Annotated in this window: 22 protein-coding genes; 9 read left to right on the forward strand and 13 right to left on the reverse strand. The window is 69.8% G+C overall.

Features of this window, described 5'->3' with window-relative positions:
• The first annotated feature begins 163 nt into the window (after positions 1–163).
• Positions 164–517, forward strand: a complete 354-nt coding sequence (locus ACSQ14_RS23765) for an iron chaperone (protein ID WP_436017183.1) — start codon at positions 164–166, stop codon at positions 515–517.
• On the opposite strand, the gene ACSQ14_RS23770 is transcribed toward ACSQ14_RS23765, so the two are convergent.
• From ACSQ14_RS23770 to ACSQ14_RS23810, 9 genes are read right to left on the reverse strand one after another with little or no spacing between them, the layout of a single operon-like run.
• The gene (locus ACSQ14_RS23770) at positions 505–1,524 is read right to left on the reverse strand and encodes a Gfo/Idh/MocA family protein (protein WP_436017185.1); all 1,020 of its coding nucleotides are present in this window, start codon (positions 1,522–1,524) and stop codon (positions 505–507) included. The two genes, ACSQ14_RS23765 and ACSQ14_RS23770, sit on opposite strands and share 13 nt — an antisense overlap.
• Positions 1,521–2,477, reverse strand: coding sequence for an MDR/zinc-dependent alcohol dehydrogenase-like family protein (locus ACSQ14_RS23775; RefSeq protein ID WP_436017187.1), 957 nt, complete (start codon positions 2,475–2,477; stop codon positions 1,521–1,523). Before ACSQ14_RS23775 ends, ACSQ14_RS23770 begins: the two co-directional genes overlap by 4 nt.
• Positions 2,477–3,484 carry a UDP-glucuronic acid decarboxylase family protein gene (locus tag ACSQ14_RS23780; protein WP_436017189.1) on the reverse strand — a complete coding sequence of 336 codons (1,008 nt, stop codon included), beginning with the start codon at positions 3,482–3,484 and terminating at the stop codon, positions 2,477–2,479. Before ACSQ14_RS23780 ends, ACSQ14_RS23775 begins: the two co-directional genes overlap by 1 nt.
• Positions 3,481–4,590 (reverse strand): CgeB family protein, encoded by a 1,110-nt coding sequence (locus ACSQ14_RS23785; RefSeq protein ID WP_436017191.1) that lies wholly within the window; start codon positions 4,588–4,590, stop codon positions 3,481–3,483. Before ACSQ14_RS23785 ends, ACSQ14_RS23780 begins: the two co-directional genes overlap by 4 nt.
• Positions 4,587–5,681 carry a CgeB family protein gene (locus ACSQ14_RS23790; protein WP_436017193.1) on the reverse strand — a complete coding sequence of 365 codons (1,095 nt, stop codon included), beginning with the start codon at positions 5,679–5,681 and terminating at the stop codon, positions 4,587–4,589. Before ACSQ14_RS23790 ends, ACSQ14_RS23785 begins: the two co-directional genes overlap by 4 nt.
• Positions 5,678–6,787, reverse strand: coding sequence for a CgeB family protein (locus tag ACSQ14_RS23795; RefSeq protein WP_436017195.1), 1,110 nt, complete (start codon positions 6,785–6,787; stop codon positions 5,678–5,680). Before ACSQ14_RS23795 ends, ACSQ14_RS23790 begins: the two co-directional genes overlap by 4 nt.
• Positions 6,784–7,878, reverse strand: a complete 1,095-nt coding sequence (locus tag ACSQ14_RS23800) for a glycosyltransferase family 4 protein (RefSeq protein ID WP_436017197.1) — start codon at positions 7,876–7,878, stop codon at positions 6,784–6,786. The genes ACSQ14_RS23795 and ACSQ14_RS23800 overlap by 4 nt, the downstream gene beginning before the upstream one ends.
• Complete coding sequence (locus ACSQ14_RS23805) at positions 7,878–8,912, reverse strand: SDR family NAD(P)-dependent oxidoreductase (protein ID WP_436017199.1); 1,035 nt, start codon at positions 8,910–8,912, stop codon at positions 7,878–7,880. The genes ACSQ14_RS23800 and ACSQ14_RS23805 overlap by 1 nt, the downstream gene beginning before the upstream one ends.
• Complete coding sequence (locus ACSQ14_RS23810; RefSeq protein WP_436017201.1) at positions 8,909–10,021, reverse strand: NAD-dependent epimerase/dehydratase family protein; 1,113 nt, start codon at positions 10,019–10,021, stop codon at positions 8,909–8,911. Before ACSQ14_RS23810 ends, ACSQ14_RS23805 begins: the two co-directional genes overlap by 4 nt.
• A gap of 373 nt (positions 10,022–10,394) precedes the next feature.
• Between ACSQ14_RS23810 and ACSQ14_RS23815 the strand changes: the two genes are divergently transcribed.
• From ACSQ14_RS23815 to ACSQ14_RS23840, 6 genes are all read left to right on the forward strand, one after another.
• A complete protein-coding gene (locus ACSQ14_RS23815; protein ID WP_436017203.1) occupies positions 10,395–11,498 on the forward strand; it encodes an inositol-3-phosphate synthase in 1,104 nt (367 codons plus the stop codon).
• Positions 11,495–12,265 (forward strand): TIGR04290 family methyltransferase, encoded by a 771-nt coding sequence (locus tag ACSQ14_RS23820; protein ID WP_436017205.1) that lies wholly within the window; start codon positions 11,495–11,497, stop codon positions 12,263–12,265. The genes ACSQ14_RS23815 and ACSQ14_RS23820 overlap by 4 nt, the downstream gene beginning before the upstream one ends.
• A gap of 20 nt (positions 12,266–12,285) precedes the next feature.
• Positions 12,286–13,197, forward strand: a complete 912-nt coding sequence (locus ACSQ14_RS23825) for a beta-xylosidase (RefSeq protein WP_436017207.1) — start codon at positions 12,286–12,288, stop codon at positions 13,195–13,197.
• A 3-nt stretch (positions 13,198–13,200) separates the two neighbouring features.
• Positions 13,201–13,719, forward strand: a complete 519-nt coding sequence (locus ACSQ14_RS23830; RefSeq protein WP_436017209.1) for a protein-tyrosine phosphatase family protein — start codon at positions 13,201–13,203, stop codon at positions 13,717–13,719.
• 1 nt (position 13,720) lies between these two features.
• Positions 13,721–15,418, forward strand: coding sequence for a hypothetical protein (locus tag ACSQ14_RS23835; protein WP_436017211.1), 1,698 nt, complete (start codon positions 13,721–13,723; stop codon positions 15,416–15,418).
• 244 nt (positions 15,419–15,662) lie between these two features.
• Positions 15,663–16,418: a Crp/Fnr family transcriptional regulator gene (locus tag ACSQ14_RS23840; RefSeq protein WP_436017213.1), complete on the forward strand. Its 756-nt coding sequence runs from the start codon at positions 15,663–15,665 to the stop codon at positions 16,416–16,418.
• 847 nt (positions 16,419–17,265) lie between these two features.
• Here the strand turns inward: ACSQ14_RS23840 and ACSQ14_RS23845 are convergent.
• From ACSQ14_RS23845 to ACSQ14_RS23860, 4 genes are all read right to left on the reverse strand, one after another.
• Positions 17,266–18,498, reverse strand: coding sequence for an amidohydrolase family protein (locus tag ACSQ14_RS23845; protein ID WP_436017215.1), 1,233 nt, complete (start codon positions 18,496–18,498; stop codon positions 17,266–17,268).
• A gap of 246 nt (positions 18,499–18,744) precedes the next feature.
• On the reverse strand, positions 18,745–19,905 hold the full coding sequence (locus ACSQ14_RS23850) for a glutathionylspermidine synthase family protein (protein ID WP_436017217.1): 1,161 nt from the start codon (positions 19,903–19,905) through the stop codon (positions 18,745–18,747).
• Positions 19,905–20,672: a PspA/IM30 family protein gene (locus ACSQ14_RS23855; protein WP_436017219.1), complete on the reverse strand. Its 768-nt coding sequence runs from the start codon at positions 20,670–20,672 to the stop codon at positions 19,905–19,907. The genes ACSQ14_RS23850 and ACSQ14_RS23855 overlap by 1 nt, the downstream gene beginning before the upstream one ends.
• Positions 20,673–20,685: 13 nt before the next feature.
• Entirely contained in the window at positions 20,686–21,354 is a 669-nt protein-coding gene (locus ACSQ14_RS23860; RefSeq protein ID WP_436017606.1) for a YjfI family protein, read from the reverse strand.
• 136 nt (positions 21,355–21,490) lie between these two features.
• Here ACSQ14_RS23860 and ACSQ14_RS23865 point away from each other — a divergent pair, with 136 nt between their 5' ends.
• Entirely contained in the window at positions 21,491–22,135 is a 645-nt protein-coding gene (locus ACSQ14_RS23865; RefSeq protein WP_436017221.1) for a DUF2491 family protein, read from the forward strand.
• Between the two features lie 14 nt (positions 22,136–22,149).
• On the forward strand, positions 22,150–22,563 hold the full coding sequence (locus ACSQ14_RS23870) for a DUF350 domain-containing protein (protein WP_436017223.1): 414 nt from the start codon (positions 22,150–22,152) through the stop codon (positions 22,561–22,563).
• Positions 22,564–22,571: the final 8 nt, after the last annotated feature.

A 22,571-nucleotide genomic window follows, 5' to 3' on the forward strand; every position in this document is an offset into this window, starting at 1 on the left:
CGCTGTCGAAACAAGCCTTCCGCAAGACTTCAGCAATCGCGCTGCGGCCCCTCGGTTCCCTTGCTCGCACGAGGCGGCGGCGGCGGCCGATCAAGCGCTCGTCAGCGCGGACCTTCGGCGCGGCGGCGGCGTTTCTTCGGGCAGGTGTGCGGACAGCTCCCACATGGTTCAGTCGAAAGCTCCGACCGTCGACGCGTACCTCGCCCAGGCGGCTCCGGAACGCCGCGCCTACCTGCAACTGGTGCGCGAAGTCGCCCGACGCGTGCTGGCGGATCACGAGGAGCGGATGCACTGGGGCATGCCGGTCTACATGCGTCAGGAGAAGATCCGCTTCGGCTTCGCCGAGCAGAAGCAGTTCGTCTCGCTCTACTTCATGGACCCTCGGGTGCTCGATGAGAACACCGAAGCGATCGCCGGGATGATCCGCGGCAAGAGCTGCCTGCGGTTCCGACGGCTCGAACGTATCGATGCGCGCCTGCTCGAAGTGCTGCTGCAGGACGCGCATCAGCGGCCGTAGATGCGGTCGAGCACCTCGGACACTTGGATCAGCTCGGCGCAGCGTGGGTCAAAACGCCGCCCGCTGGCCAGGTCCTTCGCCCAGCGCGCCGCAGCCCGGCCGCCCCAGTCGTCGGGCGGACGCGACAGCGGGCGGCGCTGGACGCCGGCGAAGGCGTCCGCCTCGAAGTCGTAGAACGAGCCGCCGATATTGCGCAGGGCCGCGCCGCCCGCGTCGCCCCAGAAGGCGGCGGAGATATCCGCATCGCACCCGGCCTGCAGCCGCCAGGAGCAGGCCAGCCGCACCACTTGGCCGGTCGCCAGGTGCAGGGTGGCGACCGCATAATCCTCGACCTGACCGGCGGCGAGGGCGGCGCCCGCGGCCAGCAGCGTGCTCTCGACCCGCTCGACCGCCGGAAAGTCGAGCACCCACAGGGCCAGATCGACGAGGTGGACGCCGAGATCCATGACGCAACCGCCGCCAGCCAGGGCCGGCTCGTAGAACCACGCCTTGTCCGGACCGTAGGCGTTGTGGAACACCAGATCGGCAGCGAACACCCGGCCGAGCGCGCCGCCGCGCACCTGCTCGCGGATCTGTTGCATGCCCGCGGTGAAGCGGTAGGAGAGATCAACCGCCAGCAGCCGGTCGGCGGCGCGAGCGGCCTCGACCACGGCGGCGGCCTCAGTCGCGCGACGGCCGAGCGGCTTCTGGCAGAACACCGCGACGCCCTGCTCGAGCGCCGCGATCGACTGCTCGGCGTGAAGGCCGCTGGGCGTGGCGATCACCAGGCCGTCGAGGTCGCGCGCCAGCAGCTCGGAAAGCCCGCCGACGACCTCGGCTCCCGGCGCCAGCGCGCTGGCGGCTGCGGCGGCTTCGGGCGCCGGATCGGCGACGGCCGCCGGCTCGATCGCGCCGGTAGCCAGCATCGCCTGCATGCGATGGCGGCCGATCCAGCCGGTTCCCAGAAAGCCGATGCGCGGCCGGCGGGTCACGGCGCCGCCGGCGGGCGCCGTCAGGGTCGCGCTCATGGGATCACCAGCGCCTTAAGGAAGCCGTCCGGCCGGTCGCGCGTGGCGTCCAGCGCCTCGCCGAGCCGGGCGAGCGGATAGACGTGGGTGTAAAGGCGGCTGGGATCGAGCCGCCCGGACGCAACCGCCTTCACCGCCTCGCGCACGCCCTGCAAGCAGACCCTGGGGTCACGTTCGTGGGCGTTCACGACGTCCAAGCCGCGCCAGTTCCACAGCTGCATGTTGACCTGCCGCGGGCCGTCCTGGTGGTAGCCGGCGATCACCAGCTGGCCGCCCTCGGCTGTGAGTTCGGCGGCGAGATCGAGCGGCCATTGCTTGCCGACCGCCTCGATCACCCGCTGGCAGAACCGGTCGTCCGTCAGCTCCCGCACGCGGTCGACGATCGCGTGATGGTCCCGCATCGGAACCACCTCCGCCGCGCCCATCTCGCGCGCTATATCGAGGGCGAACGGCCGGCGGGAAATCGCAATCACCCGCGCGCCGGCGTCGGTCGCCAGCCGGGTTAGGAGCGCGCCGAGGAATCCGACGCCGACGACCGCGACGGTCTGGCCGGCCTCGATCTGCGATCGGCGAAAGATGTTCATGGCGCAGCCGAGGGGCTCGCCGGGGAACGGACGGCCGTCGAGTTCCGGCGGCAGGCGCACGACCGCGCCGACAGTGGCGAGGTCGAATTCGGCGTAGCTGTGCTGCGAGAGCGTGGCGACCCGATCGCCGATCCGCAAGCCTTCGACGTCGGGCCCCAGCGCATCGATCACGCCCCAGCCTTCATGGCCCAGTCCGCCCGGCGCGGTCGGGAACCGCATCCACTCAGGACCTGCCCAAGGCGTCAGGTTGGAGGAGCAGACTCCGCAGCCTTCCAGCCGCACCCGGACCTGGCCAGGGCCGGGCGCCGGCGCCGGACGGCTTTCAAGGCGCACGCTCCCGGGCCCGGTAATGACCGCGGCGCGGGCCATTAGGCCACCCGGGCGGCGGCGGAGGGGATCGCCGTCGGGACGGCCGCCGGATCCAGTCCCTCGAACCAGGCGATGGTGGCATGGAGCCCCTGCTCCAGCGAGGTGCGCGGGCTCCAGCCGAGCAGCTGTTCGGCCTTGGAGATGTCCGGACGCCGCCGCCGCGGATCGTCCTGCGGCAGCGGATGGAACGCGAGCTGCGACGACGAGCCGGTCAAGGTCAGCACCAGCTCGACCAGCTCCAGGATCTTCCGTTCGATCGGGTTGCCGATGTTGACCGGCCCCGGCTGCGGACCGTCATAGGCCATCAGCTGCATCAGGCCCTCGATCAGGTCGGCGACGTAGCAGAACGAGCGGGTCTGCGAGCCGTCGCCGAACACGGTGATGTCGGCGCCGTTCAGCGCCTGGCTGACCACGTTCGAGACGACCCGCCCGTCGCTGGCCGACAACCGCGGGCCGTAGGTGTTGAAGATCCGCGCGACGCGCACCGCCACCCGGCCGCCGCGGTCGTAGTCGAAACAGAGGGTCTCGGCGGCCCGCTTGCCTTCGTCGTAGCAGGCGCGCGGGCCGGTGCAGTTGACGTTGCCCCAATAGGTCTCGGTCTGCGGATGGGCGTCCGGGTCGCCATAGACTTCACTGGTGGAGGACAGCAGCAGCCGCGCGCCGGAGTCCTCGGCCAGCCGCAGCAGCCGCTGGGTGCCGACGACGCTGGTCATCAAGGTGTGCTCGGGGTCGGCCTGGTAGGCGAGCGGCGAGGCGGCGCAGGCCAGGTTGAAGACGCCGTCCAGCCGAGCCCGTGCGATGCTCGCGGGGAGCGGGTTGACGATGTCCGCCTCGACCAGCTCGAAGGCCTTCTCGCCCTGGACGTTGCGAAGGTTGGCGGGGTCGCCGGTAAGAAAGTTGTCGAGGCAGACGACCCGCGCGCCTGTCTCGATCAGCCGCTCGCACAGGTGCGATCCCAGGAAGCCCGCCCCGCCCGCCACAAGAAAGCGCTGCTGTGGTCTGCTCATAGAGAAGCCCTCAAACGCGTGTCGTTGGTTTCGGCTAGGTCGGCGGCGTCGGACTCGGCCTGGCGCAGCAGCGCCTCCAACTCCCCCGCCCGATGCCTGGCGGTGTGCGCCGCCAGGATGCGCTCGCGGCCGGCCGCGCCGAGCGCCTGCCGGTCCTGCTCCGCAGTGGTCCGTAGGGCGGCCAGCACCGCCTCGGGACCGGCGGCCAGCAGGATCTCGCGCCCCGGCGCGAACAGGGCGTCCAGGCCGTCCCAGGCGTCGGAAATGATCGGCGTGCCGCAGGCGGCCGCCTCGAACAGCCGGACGCTGGGACTCCAGCCGACGGCGATCATGTCGGCCCGCGTGACGTTCAGGGTGAAGCGGCTGGCGGCGTAGAAGGCCGGATGGTCCGCGGGGCGGACATGCTCGAGCCGTTGGACGTTCGCCGGCCAGTCGATGTCGGCCGGATACTGCGCCCCGGCCACGCAAAAGCGCAGGTCGGGAGCCTTGCGGGCCGGCTCGATCAGCAGCCGCTCCAGAGCCGGCTGCCGGTCGGGGCTGTAGGTGCCGAGATAGCTGAGGTCCCAGCATGGCGCGCTGGCGAGCGGCCGGTAGGCCTCGGCGTCGACCGAGCAGTAGAGCGCCCGCGCGCGGCGCGCGCCGTACTCCTGCTCGAGCGTGCGCAACGCCGGCCCGCCGGTGAAGGAAAGATAGAGCTTGAACCCGGGGATCACTTCCGGCGAGACGTACTCGTCGTCGCCGGCGGCCAGCTTGGCCAGAGTCACCGGCGTGTCGATGTCGTAGAAGGCGGTGACGCCGCCGGCGATCCGCTGCACCCAGCGGCTCACCGCCACGCCCTCCCGCGTGAACGATCCGACGATCACCGCATCGGCCGCGGCGACCTCACGGCGCCAACCCGTGAGCAGGCCGATGTCGCCGTAGAACGCCAGCTGGCAGAAGTCCGGCTGCGGAAGGTCGCGGTGGGCTGCATACCAGGGGGCGTCGCGCTCGAGGAACAGCACCTCGTGGCCGCGGGCGGCGAAGGCGCGCAGCAACGCGCGATAGGTGGTGGCGTGGCCGTTGCCCCAGGCGGACGAAAGGCTGAGCCCCAGGACCACGAGCTTCACGCCAGGCTCCTTTCGCGTTTGGCGGCGACTTCCCGGCGCAGCAGGGCGTCGACCTCGTCGCCGCGCCGGGCGTAGGTGTGCTCACTCAGGACGCGGCGGCGGGCGGCCTCGCCGATCGCGCGGGCGCGGGGTGGCGTCAGGGCCGCCAGCTGCTCGGCCACTTCCTGTCCGTCGCGGGCGACGAGCACCTCGTCGCCGGGGCGCAGGAACAGCTCCACGCCCTCCCAGGCGTCGGTGATCAGGCAGGCGCCGGCGCCTGCCGCCTCGAACACCCGGGTCGCCGGCGAGAAGCCGACGTCGGCCATGGAGTCCCGGGCGACGTTCAGGACCGCCAGCGCCGAGCAGTTGACGGCGTTGTGGTCGGCGGTGCCGACGTGGCCGAGCCGGCGGACATTGGACGGCATGGGCTTGTCGTCCCAGCCGGCGCCGCCGAGCAGAAAGCGGCGCTCAGGCAGGCGCGCGGCGGGCTCGAGGAAGAACCGCTCCATTCGCGTCTCGCGGTCCGGCAACCGGTTGGCGAGGAAGTTGAGGTCGCCGGCGAAGCCGGCCTCAGCGGCGACGGGGTGGTGGGTTTCGGGATCCAGCGCGTTGTAGATCGGGCGACAGGCGCGTGCGCCAAGCGTCTGGTAGCCGGCGATCACCGGCGGCCCGCCGCCGTAGGTCAGCACCAGGTCGAGACCCGGCAGCATCCGGCGAAGCGGCAGTTCGGGGCCGTGGCGCAGCTCCGTCAGGGTGGCGGCGGCGTCGACGTCCCAGAAGATCTTCACCGCCTGCGGCCGGGCGGCGGCCATGACGCCCTCCAGCAGCAGGTCGTCGAACACGCCGACGCCGCTCGCCTTGACGACCACGTCGGCCTCGGCCGCCCGGGCGATCACGGCGCGCGCGGCGGTCTCGGTCGCCGGATAGACCATGACCCTGGCCCAGTCCGGCGGATCGATGTCGCGGTGGCTCTGTCGGTCGAAGGCGTCGGGCTCGTAGAAGGTCGTCTGGTAGCCCCGCGCGGCAAGTTCGCGCAGCAGGCCGCGGTAGTAGGTCGCCGCGCCGTTCCAGTAGGCGGACAGAAGGCTGGAGCCGTAGAAGGCGATCCTCATCGGGCGGCCTCGAGCGCAGGGGTTTGCAGGTCGGCGGCGATCGCCAGCAGCTCGGCGGCCCGGTGCGCGCAGGTGTGCCGGGCGCGGATGGTCTCCAGGCCGGAGCGGACCAGGGAGGAGCGCAGGTCGGCGTCGTCGCGGACCAGGCGCAGCGCGCGGGTCATGGCCGCGCCGTCATGGGCGAACAGGAAGTCGACGCCGGGTCGAAACAGCCGCTCGGCGTCGCTCCAGGGAGCCGACACGAGCGGGATTCCGCAGGCCAGCGCCTCGAACACCCGAATGGTGGGGATCCCCGGCAGCGCCGCGACATAGTAGCGGCGCGGCACGTGCACGGTCGCGAGATGGCGCGCGAAGACCTGCGCCGCGAGGGCGTTGGGCAGCCAGCCGTGGTAGTGCGCGCCGTAGCGGGCGAGCAGGGCCAGCGCCTGGCGCGGATAGCGCACCCCATGGATCTCCAGCGGCAGGCGCGCGGCGCGGGCGGGCGCGAGCAGAAAGCTCTCCAGCTCGGCGGTCCGTTCGCCGTCGCCCCAGTTGCCGATCCAGACCAGACCCCGGCGCGCGCTTTCGACCGTGGGCGGCTGGAAGAGGGTGGTGTCGGCGGCTTCGTGCCAGACGAAGACGCGACGGCCCCAACCCCAGCTGCGGTAGACCTCGGCCAGCGCCTCGCCGAAGGCCAGCACGCCGTCGTAAGCCGACAGGTCGAAGGCGCCGATCGCCTGCGGATCGCTGACCGCACGATGGTGGGTGTCGTGAAACAGCAGCCGGAAGCCGCCGCCGTTCGCGCGAAGCCGGCCGATCCGCGCGACAAGGGCCGGTTCGCTCCACTCGTGGACGATGACCAGGTCGGCGCCGTCCAGCGCCTGCGCCAGGTCGAAGTCGAGGCCATAGCTCTCGGACGACAGCTCTGGATAGGCGGCGCGATACGGCGAGAGGCCGGCTTCGCCGTGGTCGGCGAGCAGGTTGGCCAGCGACCAGCCGCCGCGCGGCTCACAGGCCTGCACCTCGTGGCCGCGGCGAACCAGGTCGCGCAGCAGGCCGCGGACGAAATGGGCGTTGCCGTGGTTCCAGCAGGACGTCAGCGAATGGGTGAAGTAGACGATCCTCATGCCGCCGCCTCCCGAGGGGGCGCGGCCCCGAGGCGCCGGTAGAGGTCGAGCAGGCCGGCGGTCATCGCCTCGACGGTGAAGCGCTTGGCGCGGCTGCGGGCGGCCTCGCCAAGCCGCCGCCGCTCTGTGGCGTCGGCGAGCAGCCCGGCCAATGCGCCGGCGAAGGAGTCGGGCCGGCGTGGGTCGGCGAAGACTGCGGCGTCGTCCCACAGCTCATGGAAGGTCGGAATGTCGGACAGCACCAGGGCGCAACCGGCCTGCGCGGCCTCCAGCACGCCCAGTCCGAACGGCTCGTACAAAGCGCTGCTGGCGTAGATCGGGGCGTGGCCCAGCCAATGCGAAATATCCTCGGCGCCGAGCCTGCCCAGGGCTCGGGCGTGAGCCGGCTGGACCCGTTCGCCGCCCGGACCCTCCAATGGCCCGGCGGCGTAGAGCGGCGCGCCGGCGAGCGCCGCGGCCGCGTCGAGGATCGCCAGGTTCTTGCCTTCGTCCCAGAGCCGGCCGGAGGTGAAGACGCACGGCTCGCGCTCCCGGCGGCCGGACGCCGACGGTCGGCGGCCGTTGTGGACGACGAAGGGCTCGGCCACCCCATGGGTCTGGGCGGTCGCCGCGGCGAAGCTGCGGCTCGGCGCGACCAGCGCGTCGCAGCTCCCCATGCCCCGCCGCAGCGCCCCGGTGCGCCAGGCGAAGTCGCTTGGCGACGGTCCGTCCTTCACCGCCGTCCACCAGGTGGCGAGGCAGGAATGGCAGGCGCCCAGCACCGGCGCCGGCAGACCCTCCTCGGGTGCGAGCGCCGGGCTGTTGAGATGCACGAGGTCGGGACGCAGGTCCCGGGCGAGCTCGCGCACCATGTGGACGGACGCATCGAGTTCGGCCGGCCCCTCGGCGGTCCAGTCGAGCGCCAGGCCGGTGTCGATCAGGCGCAAGCCCGCGATCGCGCGGGCCTCGCGAAGCTGATCGGCGACGGGCGCCGGGCCCAGGACCACGAGCGTGGTCGCGCCGCCGGCGGCGGCCACGCCGCGGGCCAGGTCGAGGGCGTAGGTCCAGACTCCGCCGACGGCGTCGGCCGTCATCATCAGCCGCAGCGCCATCACAGAATCTCCGCCAGCTGGCGCTGGGCCGGCTCGCCGGCGAGCCAACGGGCGAGTCCGGCCACGCCCTCGCGCCACGGCGTCGGCCGTGGCAGTCCGAGCGTCCGCCGCGCCGCGGAGACGTCGGTGACATAGTAGCGCTGGTCGCCGGCCCGCCAGGCGTCGAACTCGACCTGCGGCTTGCGGCCGGTGTGGTGGGCGATCCGGTCGATCAGTTGCAGCAGGCTGACCGCGTTCGCCGGGCCGCCGCCGAGATTGAAGACGCGGCCGCTGACCGCGTCGATCCGCGCCAGCGCCGCGAGGTAGGCGCCGACCGCGTCGTCGACCTGCAGGATGTCGCGCACCTGCCGGCCGTCGCCGTAGATGCGGATCGGTCGGCCCTGCAGCGCCTGGATGAGGAAGTGCGCGACCCAGCCTTGGTCCTCGGTGCCGAGCTGACGCGGGCCGTAGATGCAGCTCATCCGCAGGACGCAGCTCGGCAGGCCGAAGCTGCGCGCATAATCCAGCACGTACTGGTCGGCCGCTCCCTTCGAGCAGCCATAGGGGGTGTGGAAGTCGAGCGGCCGGCGCTCATCGACGCCGTGGGCGCGCAGCACCGGATCGCACGGACGGTAGGCTTCGCCGACGAGCTCGAGCGGCACGTCGGCGAGGTCGCCGTAGACCTTGTTGGTGCTGGCGAAGATCACTGGCGTGCGGCAGAGCCGCGCGGCCTCCAGCACGTTGAGCGCGCCACGCACATTGACCTCGAAATCCTCGCGCGGTGCGACCAGGCTGGTGGTCACGGCCACCTGGGCGGCGAGGTGGAAGACCGCGTCGGCCTCGCGCACGGCCTCGGCGACGGCCTCGGCGTCGCGGATATCCGCGATCCGTGGCGTGATCGCCGCGCCGTGACGGTTCTGCAGCCAGGCAAGATTGCGCTCCACGCCCGGACGGGCGAGGGCGTCGAACACCAGCACCTGGGCGCCGCCCGCCGCCAGCCGGTCGGCCAGGTTGCAGCCGATAAAGCCTGCGCCGCCGGTGACCAGGGCCTTCATGCCACCAGCCCCCGCATCTCGAGCTCCCGGCTGGCTTGGGCGACGTGGTCGTGCGCCTCCTGCCGCGCGACCCATTCGGCGAGCTCCGCCAGGCCTTCGCCGAAGGCCTCCCGGGCCTCATAGCCCAGCATCTCGCGCGCCTTGCGCAGGTCGGGAATGCAGTGGCGGATGTCGCCGGCGCGGGCCTTGCCGGTGAGCTCCGGCGCTAGGTCCGGCCGCCCCATGGCCGAGGCCTGGAGCAGCGCCACCTCCTCGACGGTGCGGTCCTCGCCGGAGCCGATGTTGAACACCTCGCCGTCCGCTTCCGGCCGGTCGAGCGCCAGCAGGAAGGCGCGCGCCACGTCGCGGACATGCACGAAGTCGCGGCGCTGCTGGCCGTCCTCGAAGACCATCGGCGACTGGCCGTTGGCGATCCGGGCGGCGAAGATCGCCAGCACGCCGGTGTAGGGGTTGGACAGCGCCTGGCCAGGACCGTAGGCGTTCCACAGCCGCAGCGCGGCGCCCTTCATCCCGTACTGGCGGGTGAGGGTCAGGGTCATGCGCTCCTGGACGAACTTGCCGATCGCATAGACCGACTTGAGCGCGCTGGCCTTGGTCTCCGGCGTGCGCACAGGATGCAGTGGGCGGCCCAGGTGGTCGAGGGGGTCCCAGCCGCCGTCCGGATTGCGGCCGGCGCGGACCACGTCTTCGACCAGCCGGCCTTCCTGGGTGCGATAGAGGCCCTCGCCGTAGATCGACATGGAGGAAGCGACGACGACCTGCTCGACCGGCCGGTCGATCAGCTGCTGGAACAGCACCGCCGTGCCGAGCTCGTTGACCGAGGTGTAGCGCTCGACGGCGTACATGCTTTGGCCGACACCGACCTCCGCCGCCAGGTGGACCACCTGGTCGACGCCGGCGAGCGCCTTGCCCACGGCCGCCGCATCGCGGATGTCGCCGGCGATCAGCTCGACGTCTGCGTGCAGCTCTCCGGGCCGCGTCCGGCTCGGGTGGACCTGCTCAATCAGGCTGTCCAGCACCCGGACGCGGTCGCCTCGGGCGAGCAGCGCCTGGATCAGGTGGCGGCCGATGAAGCCGGCGCCGCCTGTGACGAGGACGCGTTTGCTCATTCGTTCGGGCCTCCGCCGACGAAGATGGCGTGCGGGGCCGTGTGGCGACTGCTGAAGGTTCCAGCGCGCGCAACGGGGTTCCGGCCCCTGTTTCTGCGGCGGCTAACCCTTCATCATCATGTAAGTTCCGATGCCAAAGCTTGCCGATGGGGTCTTGGGTGCAGTGGGGGACGGTATTGGCAAGGTTACAGTGTCGGCAATCCGACGCCTATTGACCTCAATCTGGGTCTCGATCGCTAACAAATGTTTCCTCGCCGCCTTTGTAGCGAACTCAATAAAGTAGAGGCTGGAACAAGCCGCGGCCGAAAAATCTTTGAGCGAGGTACTTACCTGCGGGCCAGCTTCGGTGTCCGCACAGCCGCGCAGAGGCGAAATGAGCCGCAACAAGCTACGTGTGGGGATCGTCGGCGTGGGGAACTGCGCCTCCTCCTTTGTCCAGGGCCTGGCCTATTATCGTGAGGCGTCGAGCAACGAGCCGCCGCCCGGGCTGATGAACCTGGAGCTCGGCGGTTACCACGTCGGCGACATCGAGATCACCTCGGCGTTCGACATTCACGCCGGCAAGGTCGGCCGCGATCTCGCCGAAGCGATTCTGGCGCCGCCCAACAACACCCTGGTGTTCGCCCGGCCCCTTCCTGGCGCGGTGAAGGTGCAGCGCGGACCGACCCTGGACGGCGTCGGCCAGTACATGGCCGCCGATATCGAGGAAGCGGCGACGCCGGCGGTCGACGTCGCCGAGGCGCTGCGCGCCTCCGGCACCGAGATTGTCGTGTCCTATCTCCCGGTCGGCTCGCAACGGGCCACCGAGTACTACGCCCAACAGGCGCTGGAGGCGGGCTGCGCCTTCGTCAACTGCATCCCGGCGTTCATCGCCTCCAACCCGGTGTGGGCCAAGCGCTTCCAGCGCCGCGGGCTGCCGATCATTGGCGACGACATCAAGAGCCAGGTCGGCGCCACCATCGTGCACCGGGTGCTCACCAACCTGTTCCGTGAGCGGGGCGTGCGGATCGATCGGGCCTATCAACTGAACTTCGGCGGCAACGCCGATTTCAAGAACATGCTCGAACGCGACCGGCTGGCGTCGAAGAAGATCTCCAAGACCCAGGCGGTCACCAGCCAGTACGCCCGCCCGCCGGCCGCCGACGAGATCCACGTCGGCCCCAGCGACTACGTCCCCTGGCTCACCGACCGGAAGTGGGCGCACATCCGTCTGGAGGGCACCACCTTCGGCGGCGCGCCGCTGAACATCGAACTGAAGCTGGAAGTCTGGGACAGCCCCAACTCCGCCGGGGTGGTGATCGACGCGGTGCGCTGCGCCAAGCTGGGTCTCGACCGCCGGCTCGCCGGGCCGCTGCTCGGGCCCTCCAGCTATTTCATGAAGTCCCCACCGGAGCAGTACACCGACGCCGAGGCGCGCCAGCGCACCCTGCAGTTCATCTGGGGCGATGACCCGAGCCGGGTCCAACTCGCGTCATGAGCAGCGGGGCGCTCTCCCGGGCTGAAATCCGCGAGCGCGCTGCGGCGCTCGGCGAGTGGTTCCACAACATCGACCTCGACGGGGTGCCGACCGCGCCGAACCACTTCCTCAACGACTATCCGAATGTGAAGTGGCGGCGGTTCGAGCACGCCATACCGGCCGACCTGCATGGCCAGACGGTGCTCGACGTCGGCTGCAACGGCGGCTTCTACTCGATCGAGATGAGGCGTCGCGGCGCCGAGCGGGTGCTCGGGCTCGACGTCGACGAGCGTTACCTGCAGCAGGCGCGCTTCGCCGCGGAGGTCACCGGGCAGGACATCGAGTTTCGGCTGATGTCGGTCTACGACGTGGCGGAACTGGGCGAGCGCTTCGACATCGTCCTGTTCATGGGCGTGCTCTACCACCTGCGCCATCCGCTGCTGGCGCTGGACCTGATCCACGACCATGTCGCCAAGGATCTGCTGATCTTCCAGTCGATGCAGCGCGGGACCAGCAGCATCGCGCCGGTGCGCGCCGACTACGACTTCTTCGAGCAGGACCACTTCGAAGACCCCGGCTACCCCAAGCTGCACTTCATCGAGCACGAGTACGCCGGCGACTGGACCAACTGGTGGGCCCCGAACGTCGCGTGTTCGGCGGCGATGCTGCGCAGCGCCGGCTTCGACATCCTCGAGCATCCCGAGGAAGAGGTCTTCATCTGCCGGCGCGGCGAACGGCCCAAGGCGGCGGGGGCGGTCTATCCGGCCCGACCTCGACGCAGCGCTTAAACGAGCGGAGGCGAGGCGGCGTGATCGAAGCGGTCAAGATCTGGAACGAGCCGAACAACAAGTCCCACTGGGACCCGACCCTCGATCCCGAATGGGACCTGTTCGCGCGGATGACCCGGCTGGCCGGGCAGGCGATCGCCGCCGAATGTCCGGGGCTGCCGCGGGTGCTCGGCGGGATGTCGCCGATCGATCCGGCGTTCGTGCGTCGGCTGGCGCAGCGCGGTGTGATGGAGCATGTCGACGTGGTCGCGGTGCATGGCTTCCCCCTCGACTGGAATCTCTGGGCGATCGACGAATGGCCGGCGAAGATCGCCGAAGTCCGCGCGGTCACCGACAAGCCGGTGTGGGTCACCGAGGTCGGCGTCTCGTCGTTCGGCTCGGAGGAGGTGCAGGCCTGGGGCGTCAAGAAGACTGCTGACCTGCTGATCGGCCAGGCGCCGCGCCTGCACTGGTACAGCCTCTATGACCTGCCAAAGACCTGGGAGGCGACGACCCGGCACAAGGAGGCGGAGGGGTCGTCCTACTACCGGCATTTTCACATGGGTCTGTTGCGCGAGGACGGCGCGCCGAAACCGGGGCTCGCCGTCTACGGCGACTACGCTCAGCAGATGGGCCTCTGCCAATGGTTCCACTTCGAGGACCACCGGCTGGAGGAGGGGGTCGCCTGGATGAAGCGGCTGGGGGTCAAGCACCTGCGCACCGGGCTCTCCTGGGCCGACAGCTTCCGCCCGAACGCGCTTGCCTGGTTCGACCGGCAGATGGCCGCGCTGGCCGACTTCGAGGTGACGGTCACCTTCTGCTTCACGCCCGCGCACCGCGGAATCGAGCCGCACCACACCAGCCCGCCGCTGGTGGCGGAGGAGTTCGCGGTGTTTTGCGCCGAAATGGTGCGTCGCTTCGCGCCCGCCAGGGTGACCGTCGCCGCGGAGTGACCCGTGTTGCAGCCGTGGACGCCGAGCTTCACCTGGATCCAGCCGGACCTGGCCGTCGGCGGGGCCTTCCCCATCGAGCAGGCCGCCTGTCTGGTTGGCCAGCATGGGGTCGGCGCGATCATCGACGTGCGCTCCGAGACCTGCGACGACGCCCTAGTCCTGGAGCGATGCGGTCTGCGCTTTCTGCACCTGCCGACCGACGACATGTGCGGCGTCAGCCAGCCGCGGCTCGACCAGGCCGTCGCCTTCGCCGAGGCCGCCATGGCGGAGGGCCTGCGACTGCTGGTGCATTGTCAGCACGGGGTCGGCCGCTCGGCGCTGGTCGCCCTCTGCATCCTGATCGCCCGGGGCCACGCACCGCTGGACGCGCTGACGATCGCCAAGGACGCGCGCCAGCTCGTCTCCCCCAGCGAGGCGCAGTACCAGGCCTGGGCGAGGTGGATCGCGCGGCGCACCGAACGTGCTCCGCCAAGCTTCCACGAGTTCGGCATGATCGCTTACCGGCGCCAGGGGCCGGCGTGAGATGTTGGTCTTCGGCGACCGTTGGCGCTTCGTCACCCCATTGGAGCAGTTCGCCGTCCTGGCGTCGCTACTTCGCTCCGGACCTGCCGGGCCCGCACGGCATGACCGGCTGGTTCGGGCGCTGATCGAGGCCGGCGAGCTCGCCCAGGGGCTCGCGGACGCAGCGTTCGTTCGCGCAGGTCGCGACGACGACTCGCCCCTCCAGGCTGCGGCGCTGGATCTGGTCGTCGCGATTGCGCGGCAGGTGCAGACCTCCTGGTCGAGCGGCTTTGCGACGCCCGGTCGCCCCGCGTGGGCCGAGCTCACGGCGCTCGCCGCCCTGGCCCCGCCCGATCCGGTCCGATGCAAGACGGCGGAGGGCTACGCCTATTACGCCGTCTATCCGGAAGCCTTCATGGCGGCGGCCTGCGAGCTGAGAGGGACGCCGCTGCTGGTCATCGGTCTGCGCAGCATCGGCCTGAGCCTGGCCGCCGCCGTGGCGGCGGCGAGCTCTGCGGCCGGGGTGGTCACCCTGCGCCCACATGGCCCGCCAATGGAGCGTCGCGTCGCGGTGTCCGAGCGGCTGGGGCGACGGCTGGCGGCCCATCGCGGCCTGTTCGCCGTGGTCGACGAGGGACCGGGCCTGTCGGGCAGCTCCTTTGGCGCGGTCGGCGATCTGCTGACGGGTCTCGGCGTCGCGGGGGACCGCATCGTCTACTTCCCCAGTCACGCCGGCCCGCCTGGACCGGCGGCGCAACCGCGGCATCGCGAGCGGTGGCGCACTGTCCGACGTATCGTGAAGGTGCTCGACGACATCGCTGCGCCGACTGCGCTCGCCAGCTGGTTCGACGACCTCACGGGCGGGGCCGAGCAGATTGACGACCTGTCGCACGGCGGTTGGCGCGCGGCGCTGGCCCCCGGCCAGCGCCCGCCGACCTGGGCCGCCAGCGAGCGCCGGAAGTTTCGACTGACCGGCAGGAGCGGGACCTATGTCGCCCGCTTCGCCGGCCTGGGTCGCGAGGGGTTGGCCAAGATCGAACGGGCGCAGGCGCTCCACGCCGTCGGGTTCGGGGCCGAGCCGCTGGCGCTAAGGCACGGCTTTCTCCTCGAACGGTGGATCGACGGCCGTCCACTGCTCGGTCCGCCGCCGGACCGCGCCGCCACGCTGCGGCGGCTGGGCGACTACCTGCGCTTTCGCTGGCGCGCGCTGCCGGCGGAAACGGCCGGCGCCCGCGGCGACGAGCTGCGGGAGATGGCGCGGGTGAACGCCGGCGAGATCGGCGGTCCGAAGCTCGCCGATCGCGTCGTGCGCCGGCTGGAAGCGATGGATCTGGTCGAAGCCCCGGCGCCTATCGACGGCCGGCTACATCGATGGGAGTGGCTGCAGGTCGCTGACGGCGGGCTGCTAAAGACCGACGCCTTGGACCACTGCTGCGCCCATGACCTGATCGGCTGCCAGGATATCGGTTGGGATCTCGCAGGCGCGGCGGTCGAGTTTGAACTCGACGCGGCCGAGGCGCGCGAACTCGAGGGGCGCGTACTGGGCGGTCCGGACCCCGTGCGGATCGACGCGTTCCGCGGCCTCTACTGCGCTTTTCAGGCCGGCCTTTGGACGATGGCGGAGCAGGCCGCGCAGGGTGCAGATCGCGGCCGGGCCGCGCGCCGGCGCAACCTCTACGCGGCGACCCTGAGCCGCTGGGCGGCCGAGGGGGATGGCTAGGCGCTTACTTGCCATCATGGCCGAAGGCGGGCTGGAACGAGCGCCCGCCGCGAATTGTTGAGCGGTCCGCGATGGTGCGACATGGCGGCTTCAGGCCACGGCTCGATCCGACGGCGGAGGAAAAGAGGAGTTCACAAACTCGCATTCACAAACTCCGGCATGCTGTCGAAAAGGCAAAGCGCGGCCACGGAGCAAGCAATCCGCGACTGTCTCAGGGCTTAAGTCCGTAAGCGAGGGCAAGTTCATGCGACGGGTTCTCAATGCGACCTTCTGCCTGATCCAGGCGCTCGACCGCCACCACCGGCTCGCTTCCGAGGCGGAAGCGGAGCTGGAGATGCTGAGCGGTCCCACCGAGGACTATCTGTCCGGGGACTACATGAACGCACCGGGGACGCCACTGCGGCGGCTGCTGGTGGTGGCCGGCTGGGCCGCGGAACAACATACGCTCCCGGACGGTCGCAAACAGTTGCTGCGGCTGGCGCTGGCGGGCGAGGTCTGCGGCGTCGTCGGACCACCGTCGGAATCGCGGACGCAGGCAGTGGCGTTGACCGACGTCACGGTGGCTGACCTGAGCAAGATCGCGGCGATGGTGCGCGAGCGACACGCCGATCCCACGCTGTTGGCGGCGTGGCGGACGATGGAGGCCCTCCGGCAGGCGAGCGATCTGCGGCACCTCGTCCGGCTCGGCAGCCTGTCGGCGCTCGAGCGCACTGGGAACCTGCTGCTGGAGTTGTACGAGCGCTCGGCCTTCGCCGGGCTGACCCGAGGCGCCGCCATGCGCCTCCCGCTGACGCAGGTTCAGCTGGCGGAGCACCTGGGATTAAGCACCGTTCATGCCAACCGCGTGATCCAGCAGCTGCGGCGCGAAGGGCTTATCGAGGCGCAGTCGCGGCAGGTCGTGTTTCGGCAGCTCGCCGCACTGGCCTTGAGCTCGTGTTATGAGCTGGGGACCTACCCGGCGGCCCCGCCGTTCCAGTCGCCATCTCAGGTACGCGCCTAGCGCGGTTGCGGCCGATCGGCTGGCTTGCTGGCCTCGTGCGCCGTCGGAGAAGCTGTCGGGGCGGTTGAGGACCAGGTCGTCCGAGACCACGTGGAGACCACACCGGCTGCTGGTCCAGGACGAAGGCGGCGAGTGCGCGGGTCGTCAGCCACGACTTCGACATGGGCGATTGGCGGCCGGAGCAGACGGTGAAGGTTGGTGGAGACACCATCTATCTTTAGACCATCCCGCAGCGCGGCCGGTCTAACGCCCTGGCTGACTGACGCTGCGCCCCTGGGCCTAGCCGCACGCCGAGCCAGCGAGCCGCGAGGTACAGCACTCGCGGCAGGCGCCGTTACGCTGGCCTGCGATCTGCGAAGCGGAGCGACGAACGTCAGGGCGGGCGTTTCCTTCGACGCAGCTCTGACGAGACGGTGGCGCGCAGCGCCTGCATAGCCCGTCGTCGCAGCAGAGGACTGAGCGCGAGCACCAGGATGGCGCCCACCGTAACGGCCAGCGTAATGCTCGCGGTTGGCTCCTTCGCAAGCTGGCGGCGGGCACCACGCGCGCTCACCGAGACCGCTCCGGCGGCTCTGTCCAGCTGATGGCGGGCGACTTGAGCCGCGATCATCATGCGATCGTGGACGGGGCCGCTCGTGCGCCGCGTTGCGCTTAGGGGCCGGTCAGATTGGTTGTTCGGCCCGGAGGTCGTGTTCGCCACATCTTCACCACTGCACCCGCACAGCCCGCGCCTAGCCAGTAATCCTCCCTCGAACGATCACTGTTCCATCGCGGGACGTTCCAGCGCGAACCCGCAACACGGCGCTGGGGTCGCGCAATGGAGGCTGTAGGCGGATGCGCCTGTCGCTCACGCCGCGACGATCTCCTCCACCCGCGGTCCGATGCGCGCCGCGATCGGCTCGAGCTTGCCGAGGTCCAGACCGTAGGCCTCCAGGGCGTTGCCGGCGAGGATCGCGCGGACCTCGGGCTCGGGCACGCCCTGCAATACCTTGCGCAGGTTCTCACGCGGGGTCAGCCAATCGCGAGACTCGATGTGCGGATAGTCCCAGCCCCACATCATCTTCTTGACCCCGATCACATGGCGCGCCTCGATCTCGGGCCGGCTCACCAGACTGGAGCCCAGCCAGCACTGCCGCTCGAAATATTCGCTAGGTTTCAGGGGCAGATGACCGCGCGCGCCGAAGGCGTATTTCGGGTCGCTGACCTGGTGGTCCATCATGAAGAGGGCCTCGCGAACCCACATCGAGCCCTGCTCTGTGAGGACCAGCTTCAGCCCGGGATGACGTTCCAGGACGCCGCCTACGATCAGGAACCACAGCGGCCGGTGCGGCCAGTAGGTGCACTCCAGCGCAAAGAGGATCGGCGCCTCCGGCTGGTCGCCATAGTAGGGGCAGCCCGAGCCGGTGTGGGTGTGGATCGGCATCTCGAGCTCGGCGCAAGCCGCCCAGAGCGGATCGTAGCGACGGTCGTTCCAGAACGGCTCGACGTTGTTGTAGTAGACCAGCGGCAGGAGCACGCCGCCGGTGATCCCGTTCGCCTTGGCCCAGCGGACCTCCTCGACGGCGCGGTCGACGTCCGCGAGGCTTCCGATCAGCGCCAGTCCGAGCAACCGCTCGGGCGCGGTCGAACAGAAATCGACCAGCCAGCGATTATAGGCGCGCGCGCCCGCGAGCTTTAGTTCTGGCGAATATTCCTGGTCCCAGCGGCGGTTGTACTCGCGAGCGAACCAGAGGAAAGGCGGCGAGTTGGCGGACTGGTCATCTGGGAAAAGCACGTCAAGGGCGACGCCCTCGGCGTCGAGCGACGCCAGGCGGCGGGTCGGATTCCAGGTTCCCTCAGCGCCTTCGGCGACCTTGGCCTGCTGCATCCACGCGCGCTTGTAGTCTTCCGAAAGCGTCTCCGGCAGCCCGGGATCTTTAGCCTGGGTCGCAGCCCACAACGGAACGTACTGCGCGAGCCAGTCTTCGAAATCACACCGGTGCTTCGGATCCACGTACCCGCGGTAGTGCGCCACCGGAGCGCCGACATGTCCGTCTGACGAAACGATCAGCAACCGTTCTGCCGCCTCGGCTGGGCCCATGCCGCGCCTCCCTTTTCGCCGGGTCTCCGCCCGGCTGAGAAAGATTGGCGCTCGGCCGCGAAATTCCGCAACCGCAGAGTTGGACGCCGACGTGGCGGCACGCCTGCGCAGCCGTGCCGGCCGAACGTTCAGTTTTCGGCGTGGCGCTTGAGGCCGACGCCGAGGCGCGCCATCGCCGGCTGCGGGGAGGGTGTCGAAAGGTCGGTCAGCGCGCTCTTGCGCGACAGCCGAGCTTTTCGGAGCCGTTCACGCGATGATGTGCGGCACGAAGCGCGAGCGGTCCCGCGTGACGCGGCTGCGGTCCTCGCGCACGCCCAGGCCTGCCGGCTCGTCGCCAATCATCCAGGATCCAACCACAGGGTAGTTCGCGCCGAACTTGGGCGGAGGGCGGAGCGCTTGCCGGATCCAGCCTTCGGCGCCGTAGCCCTGATCAAGCACAGGGGCGCGCCGTCCACGGCTATAGAGTTCGACGTTTGCGCCTTCGCGGCTGAACAGCGGCTTGCGGACGAAAGAACTACCGAGTTGCGCGCTGCGGGGATCGTCGTCGAACCACGCTTCCAGCAGGTTCGGATGGCCCTTGTGCCGCTCCCAGAGCAGCGGCAGCAGGCCCTTGTTCGAGAGCACCGCCTTCCAGGCCGGCTCGATGAACAGGGCGCGGCTTCCCGGGATGTGCGGTCCGTAGGTCTCCCGGAACAACTCCTCCCAGGGGTGCAGCTTGAAGAGCGCGCCGATGATGTAGTTGTCCTGGTCGACAAAGCGGCCGTCGGCGTCGAGGCCGATCTCATGCACGGGCACGAACTTGGGTTCGACGCCGGCCTGGGCGGCGACGTCCTCCAGAAACCGGACCGTCTGCCGGTCCTCGACGAACTCGGCGTCGCTGGCGAAGTGGACGAAGCCGCCGGCAGGAAAGATCGTCCGGAAGCGCTCCATGAGCCGGTCATAGAGGCTGTTGAACTGATCGGTGTCGGGGGGCAGCGCGCCGCAGGCGATCATGTCCTCCAGCCACAGCCACTGAAACACCGCAGCCTCGTAGATGCTGGTCGGCGTGTCTGCGTTGTACTCGTAGAGCTTCGGGGGACCGGCCCCGTCGTAGAAGAAGTCGAAGCGGCCGTAGAGGCTGGGCTCCCGGGCGCGCCAGGACGCCGCGACCAGGTCGCGGGAGGCCTCCGGAATAGCCAGCCGGGCCATCAGCTGGTCGCTCTCGACGACCTCGGCGACCAGCTCCAGGCAGAGCCGGTGCAGATCGGCCGTGGCCGTCTCGAGGTGGTCTTCGACCTGGGCGAGGCTAAAGGCGTAGCAGGCGCGCTCGTCCCAGTAGAGGCGACCATCAGCGTGGTGCCAGGTGAAGCCGACGGCCTCGGCCTTCTGTTTCCAGTCGGGCCGAGGCGTCAGGGGAATGCGGCGCATCAGCGGTCCGAACCGTCCTCACGGCTCGGCGCCTTCTCCTCGATCTGCAGGCGGGGCGCCTCGATCTGCATGGGCGGGGGCTGGGCCGGCGCCTGCAGCCGCGCCAGGATGTCGTCGGCCCCGACGTGTCCTGGCAGGATGCCGGCCGCCTGCAGCTTGGCGTCGAGGTCGGCCCCCGTGCGCCGGTCCTCCGCCTCGGAGTGGACGCGGAACTGCTCCTCGCGCACGGTCTGGCGCTCCTTGATCCGCTTCAGGCTATCGGCGGCGGAGCCGAGGCTGCTGCCGGTCGCGCCCGAGCGGGCGATGACCGCCGACTGAGCGCGCTGGACGCTCTCGTTGACCTTCACGACTTCGATCTCGCGCCTGAGCGCCTCGATCTTGGTGTCCGTCTGGGCGATCACCTGGCGCAGCTTGTCCTCGGACGCGCGCAGCTCAGTCACCTGGCCGCCCTTTTGGCCAGAGTCGCGCTCGAGGTCGGCGATCCGCTGCGCGACTTCGCGGGCGAGGTCGTTGTCGCCCTTGGCCAGAGCCGCGCGGGCTGAGGCCTCGTATTTGCGCGCCTGATCGGTCAGCTGCGCCGTTTCGGTCTCCAGCATGCGGCGGCGCGCGGCCAGCTTGGCCAGCTCGTCGCGCGCCCGGCCCTGGGCGGTGTCGGCGTCGCGGATCTCCTGGTCGAGGATGCGCAGCGCATTGGCGTCGACGACGTTCTGCGCGCCTTCGTGGGCCGCGCCGCGGAAGAGGGCAGAGAACTTGTTCCAGATCGACATGGGTGAGGTCTCCTCAGGCGGCCTTGCCGCTGGTCTTCTCGAAGGACTCGCGCAGGTCGCCGGCGGCGGCGATGGCGTTTTCCGCCAGGGTCCGCAATTCGATGACGATCGTCTGAAGCGTCGTCTTGCCGCTGATCTCGCCCATGAGTTCGTAATAGTCGCGACTGTCGACCGTCGTGATCGAGAAGTTGGACAGCGGCACGATCTTCTGGGCCTTCAGCAGGAATTCGTTGAAGGCGCCGCGGTCCTTCTGTTCGTCACAAGGCCAAAGGATGACGGACAGAACCATCTGCAGCGGGCCGATGCTGACGTAGATCGGCAGATCACCGTACTCTTGCATGGTGACCAGCAGCACCGGTTCGGCGCCTTCGACGATCTGCACGGTCAGTTCGTCCTGGCGCACCAGCGAGCTTCCAGCCAGCGCGTCGCGCAGGCTCGGGATCGTCCAAGCGGTGTCGATAACGGAATCCATGGCTTTGGGACCCTGTGCGGGATGGGGGTTGTTCAACAACGCGGGACCGCGTGCGGACTCCATAACGATGGACCGGACGGCGGCCTGGATGTCGGCCTTGCAGGCGGCCGGGGCCCAGACCTCGATCTTGACCCAGCCCGACTGCTTGCGCGCCTCTCGCCAGGCGCGGGTGCGCTCGGCGGCTTCAGACTTGCGGGGCCGTGCGGGCATGCATACCATGTACGCATAACATGAACACCTGACAAGCGCCTGGATGCAGCTCTCGACCCGGGGCCTGATCGAGCGCGAAGCGGGTACTGCCTTCGCCATGGCAGGGCAGGGCAGGGAGCCAAGGAGCCGCGGCGCGATGTTCGGCAAGTTCTTCGGAAAGGGCGGCAAGTCCCCGGCCGGTTCCAGCTTGCCCGTCGTGCGCAACGTCACGATCGGTCGCACCGTCGTATTGGATCCGCTGTGCTGGCGACGGTTCGGGGCCGCTACGAATTTCCAGCTGGATCGGGACACGCTCTCCATCACCGCGCAGGGCGTGGTCGCGCTGGACGACGGGGCCTTCGTCCACCGCTTCTATACGGACGACCACATCATGTTTCAGGCGGTCAGCGACGACCGCGAGGGGCAGCTCGCCAACGACTTCACCCTGTTTGCGCCCTGGTCGAGCGAATACACGGGGGGCGGCCACGAGCAAGGCGCCTGGGCCGACCGGCTGCGCGCGCCCACTTTCAAGCCCGCGGACCTTCCGGTCTACCGGCGCTTCTGGTTCGGCGAGGAGTCACCCGACCAGGCGCCCGTGACCTTCTGGGAGGATGTCTTCGACGACCGGGAGGCCAAGGCTCCCTATGCTCGGCTCTACCAGAGCAGCATGCTCTTCCACCGCGAGTTGCCCGACGAGGGACGGGAGCTCCTGCTGGCGATCACGCTCGAGCCCGAGCGGGGAGAGCGGACGCATGAGATCATGATCGGCCTGCCGCTGTCGGTGGGCGAGTTCAACGCCTAGGGGGCGAAGCGCTGATGTTCGACTTGACGGGATTCCAGACCGGGGCGGTCGCCTTCCTCCTCGCCTTCGTCGTGGCGGGGATGTTCACCCTGGCCTTTAAGGTTCTCTACCAATTCGTCACGCCCTACCGCGAGCGCGCCCTTATCCGCCAGGGCAACACCGCGGCCGCCATCACCCTTGCGGGCGCGCTGATCGGCTACGTGCTGCCGTTGGCTTCGGCGCTCAGCCACACCGTCAGCCTGCCCGAGTTCGCCGCCTGGGCCGCGCTAGCGGGTGTCATTCAGATCGTCACCTTCCTTCTGGTGCGCGTGATCGCACTGCCAGACGTGAAGGCGAGGATTGAGAACGGGGAGGTGTCGGTAGCGGTTTATCTGGCGGGGATCTCGATCGCCGTGGGCCTTCTCAACGCCGCCTGCATGAGCGCCTGAGGCAAATC

This window comes from Phenylobacterium sp. LjRoot219, from assembly GCF_964252995.1.
Lineage (GTDB): Bacteria > Pseudomonadota > Alphaproteobacteria > Caulobacterales > Caulobacteraceae > Phenylobacterium.

Bases quoted from the DNA above. Each gene is read 5' to 3' on its own strand.
- ACSQ14_RS23765 (WP_436017183.1), top strand. From the start codon at position 164: ATGGTTCAGTCGAAAGCTCCGACCGTCGACGCGTACCTCGCCCAGGCG.
- ACSQ14_RS23770 (WP_436017185.1), bottom strand. From the start codon at position 1,524: ATGAGCGCGACCCTGACGGCGCCCGCCGGCGGCGCCGTGACCCGCCGG.
- ACSQ14_RS23775 (WP_436017187.1), bottom strand. From the start codon at position 2,477: ATGGCCCGCGCCGCGGTCATTACCGGGCCCGGGAGCGTGCGCCTTGAA.
- ACSQ14_RS23780 (WP_436017189.1), bottom strand. From the start codon at position 3,484: ATGAGCAGACCACAGCAGCGCTTTCTTGTGGCGGGCGGGGCGGGCTTC.
- ACSQ14_RS23790 (WP_436017193.1), bottom strand. From the start codon at position 5,681: ATGAGGATCGCCTTCTACGGCTCCAGCCTTCTGTCCGCCTACTGGAAC.
- ACSQ14_RS23795 (WP_436017195.1), bottom strand. From the start codon at position 6,787: ATGAGGATCGTCTACTTCACCCATTCGCTGACGTCCTGCTGGAACCAC.
- ACSQ14_RS23800 (WP_436017197.1), bottom strand. From the start codon at position 7,878: ATGGCGCTGCGGCTGATGATGACGGCCGACGCCGTCGGCGGAGTCTGG.
- ACSQ14_RS23805 (WP_436017199.1), bottom strand. From the start codon at position 8,912: ATGAAGGCCCTGGTCACCGGCGGCGCAGGCTTTATCGGCTGCAACCTG.
- ACSQ14_RS23810 (WP_436017201.1), bottom strand. From the start codon at position 10,021: ATGAGCAAACGCGTCCTCGTCACAGGCGGCGCCGGCTTCATCGGCCGC.
- ACSQ14_RS23815 (WP_436017203.1), top strand. From the start codon at position 10,395: ATGAGCCGCAACAAGCTACGTGTGGGGATCGTCGGCGTGGGGAACTGC.
- ACSQ14_RS23820 (WP_436017205.1), top strand. From the start codon at position 11,495: ATGAGCAGCGGGGCGCTCTCCCGGGCTGAAATCCGCGAGCGCGCTGCG.
- ACSQ14_RS23835 (WP_436017211.1), top strand. From the start codon at position 13,721: ATGTTGGTCTTCGGCGACCGTTGGCGCTTCGTCACCCCATTGGAGCAG.
- ACSQ14_RS23840 (WP_436017213.1), top strand. From the start codon at position 15,663: ATGCGACGGGTTCTCAATGCGACCTTCTGCCTGATCCAGGCGCTCGAC.
- ACSQ14_RS23845 (WP_436017215.1), bottom strand. From the start codon at position 18,498: ATGGGCCCAGCCGAGGCGGCAGAACGGTTGCTGATCGTTTCGTCAGAC.
- ACSQ14_RS23850 (WP_436017217.1), bottom strand. From the start codon at position 19,905: ATGCGCCGCATTCCCCTGACGCCTCGGCCCGACTGGAAACAGAAGGCC.
- ACSQ14_RS23855 (WP_436017219.1), bottom strand. From the start codon at position 20,672: ATGTCGATCTGGAACAAGTTCTCTGCCCTCTTCCGCGGCGCGGCCCAC.
- ACSQ14_RS23860 (WP_436017606.1), bottom strand. From the start codon at position 21,354: ATGCCCGCACGGCCCCGCAAGTCTGAAGCCGCCGAGCGCACCCGCGCC.
- ACSQ14_RS23865 (WP_436017221.1), top strand. From the start codon at position 21,491: ATGTTCGGCAAGTTCTTCGGAAAGGGCGGCAAGTCCCCGGCCGGTTCC.
- ACSQ14_RS23870 (WP_436017223.1), top strand. From the start codon at position 22,150: ATGTTCGACTTGACGGGATTCCAGACCGGGGCGGTCGCCTTCCTCCTC.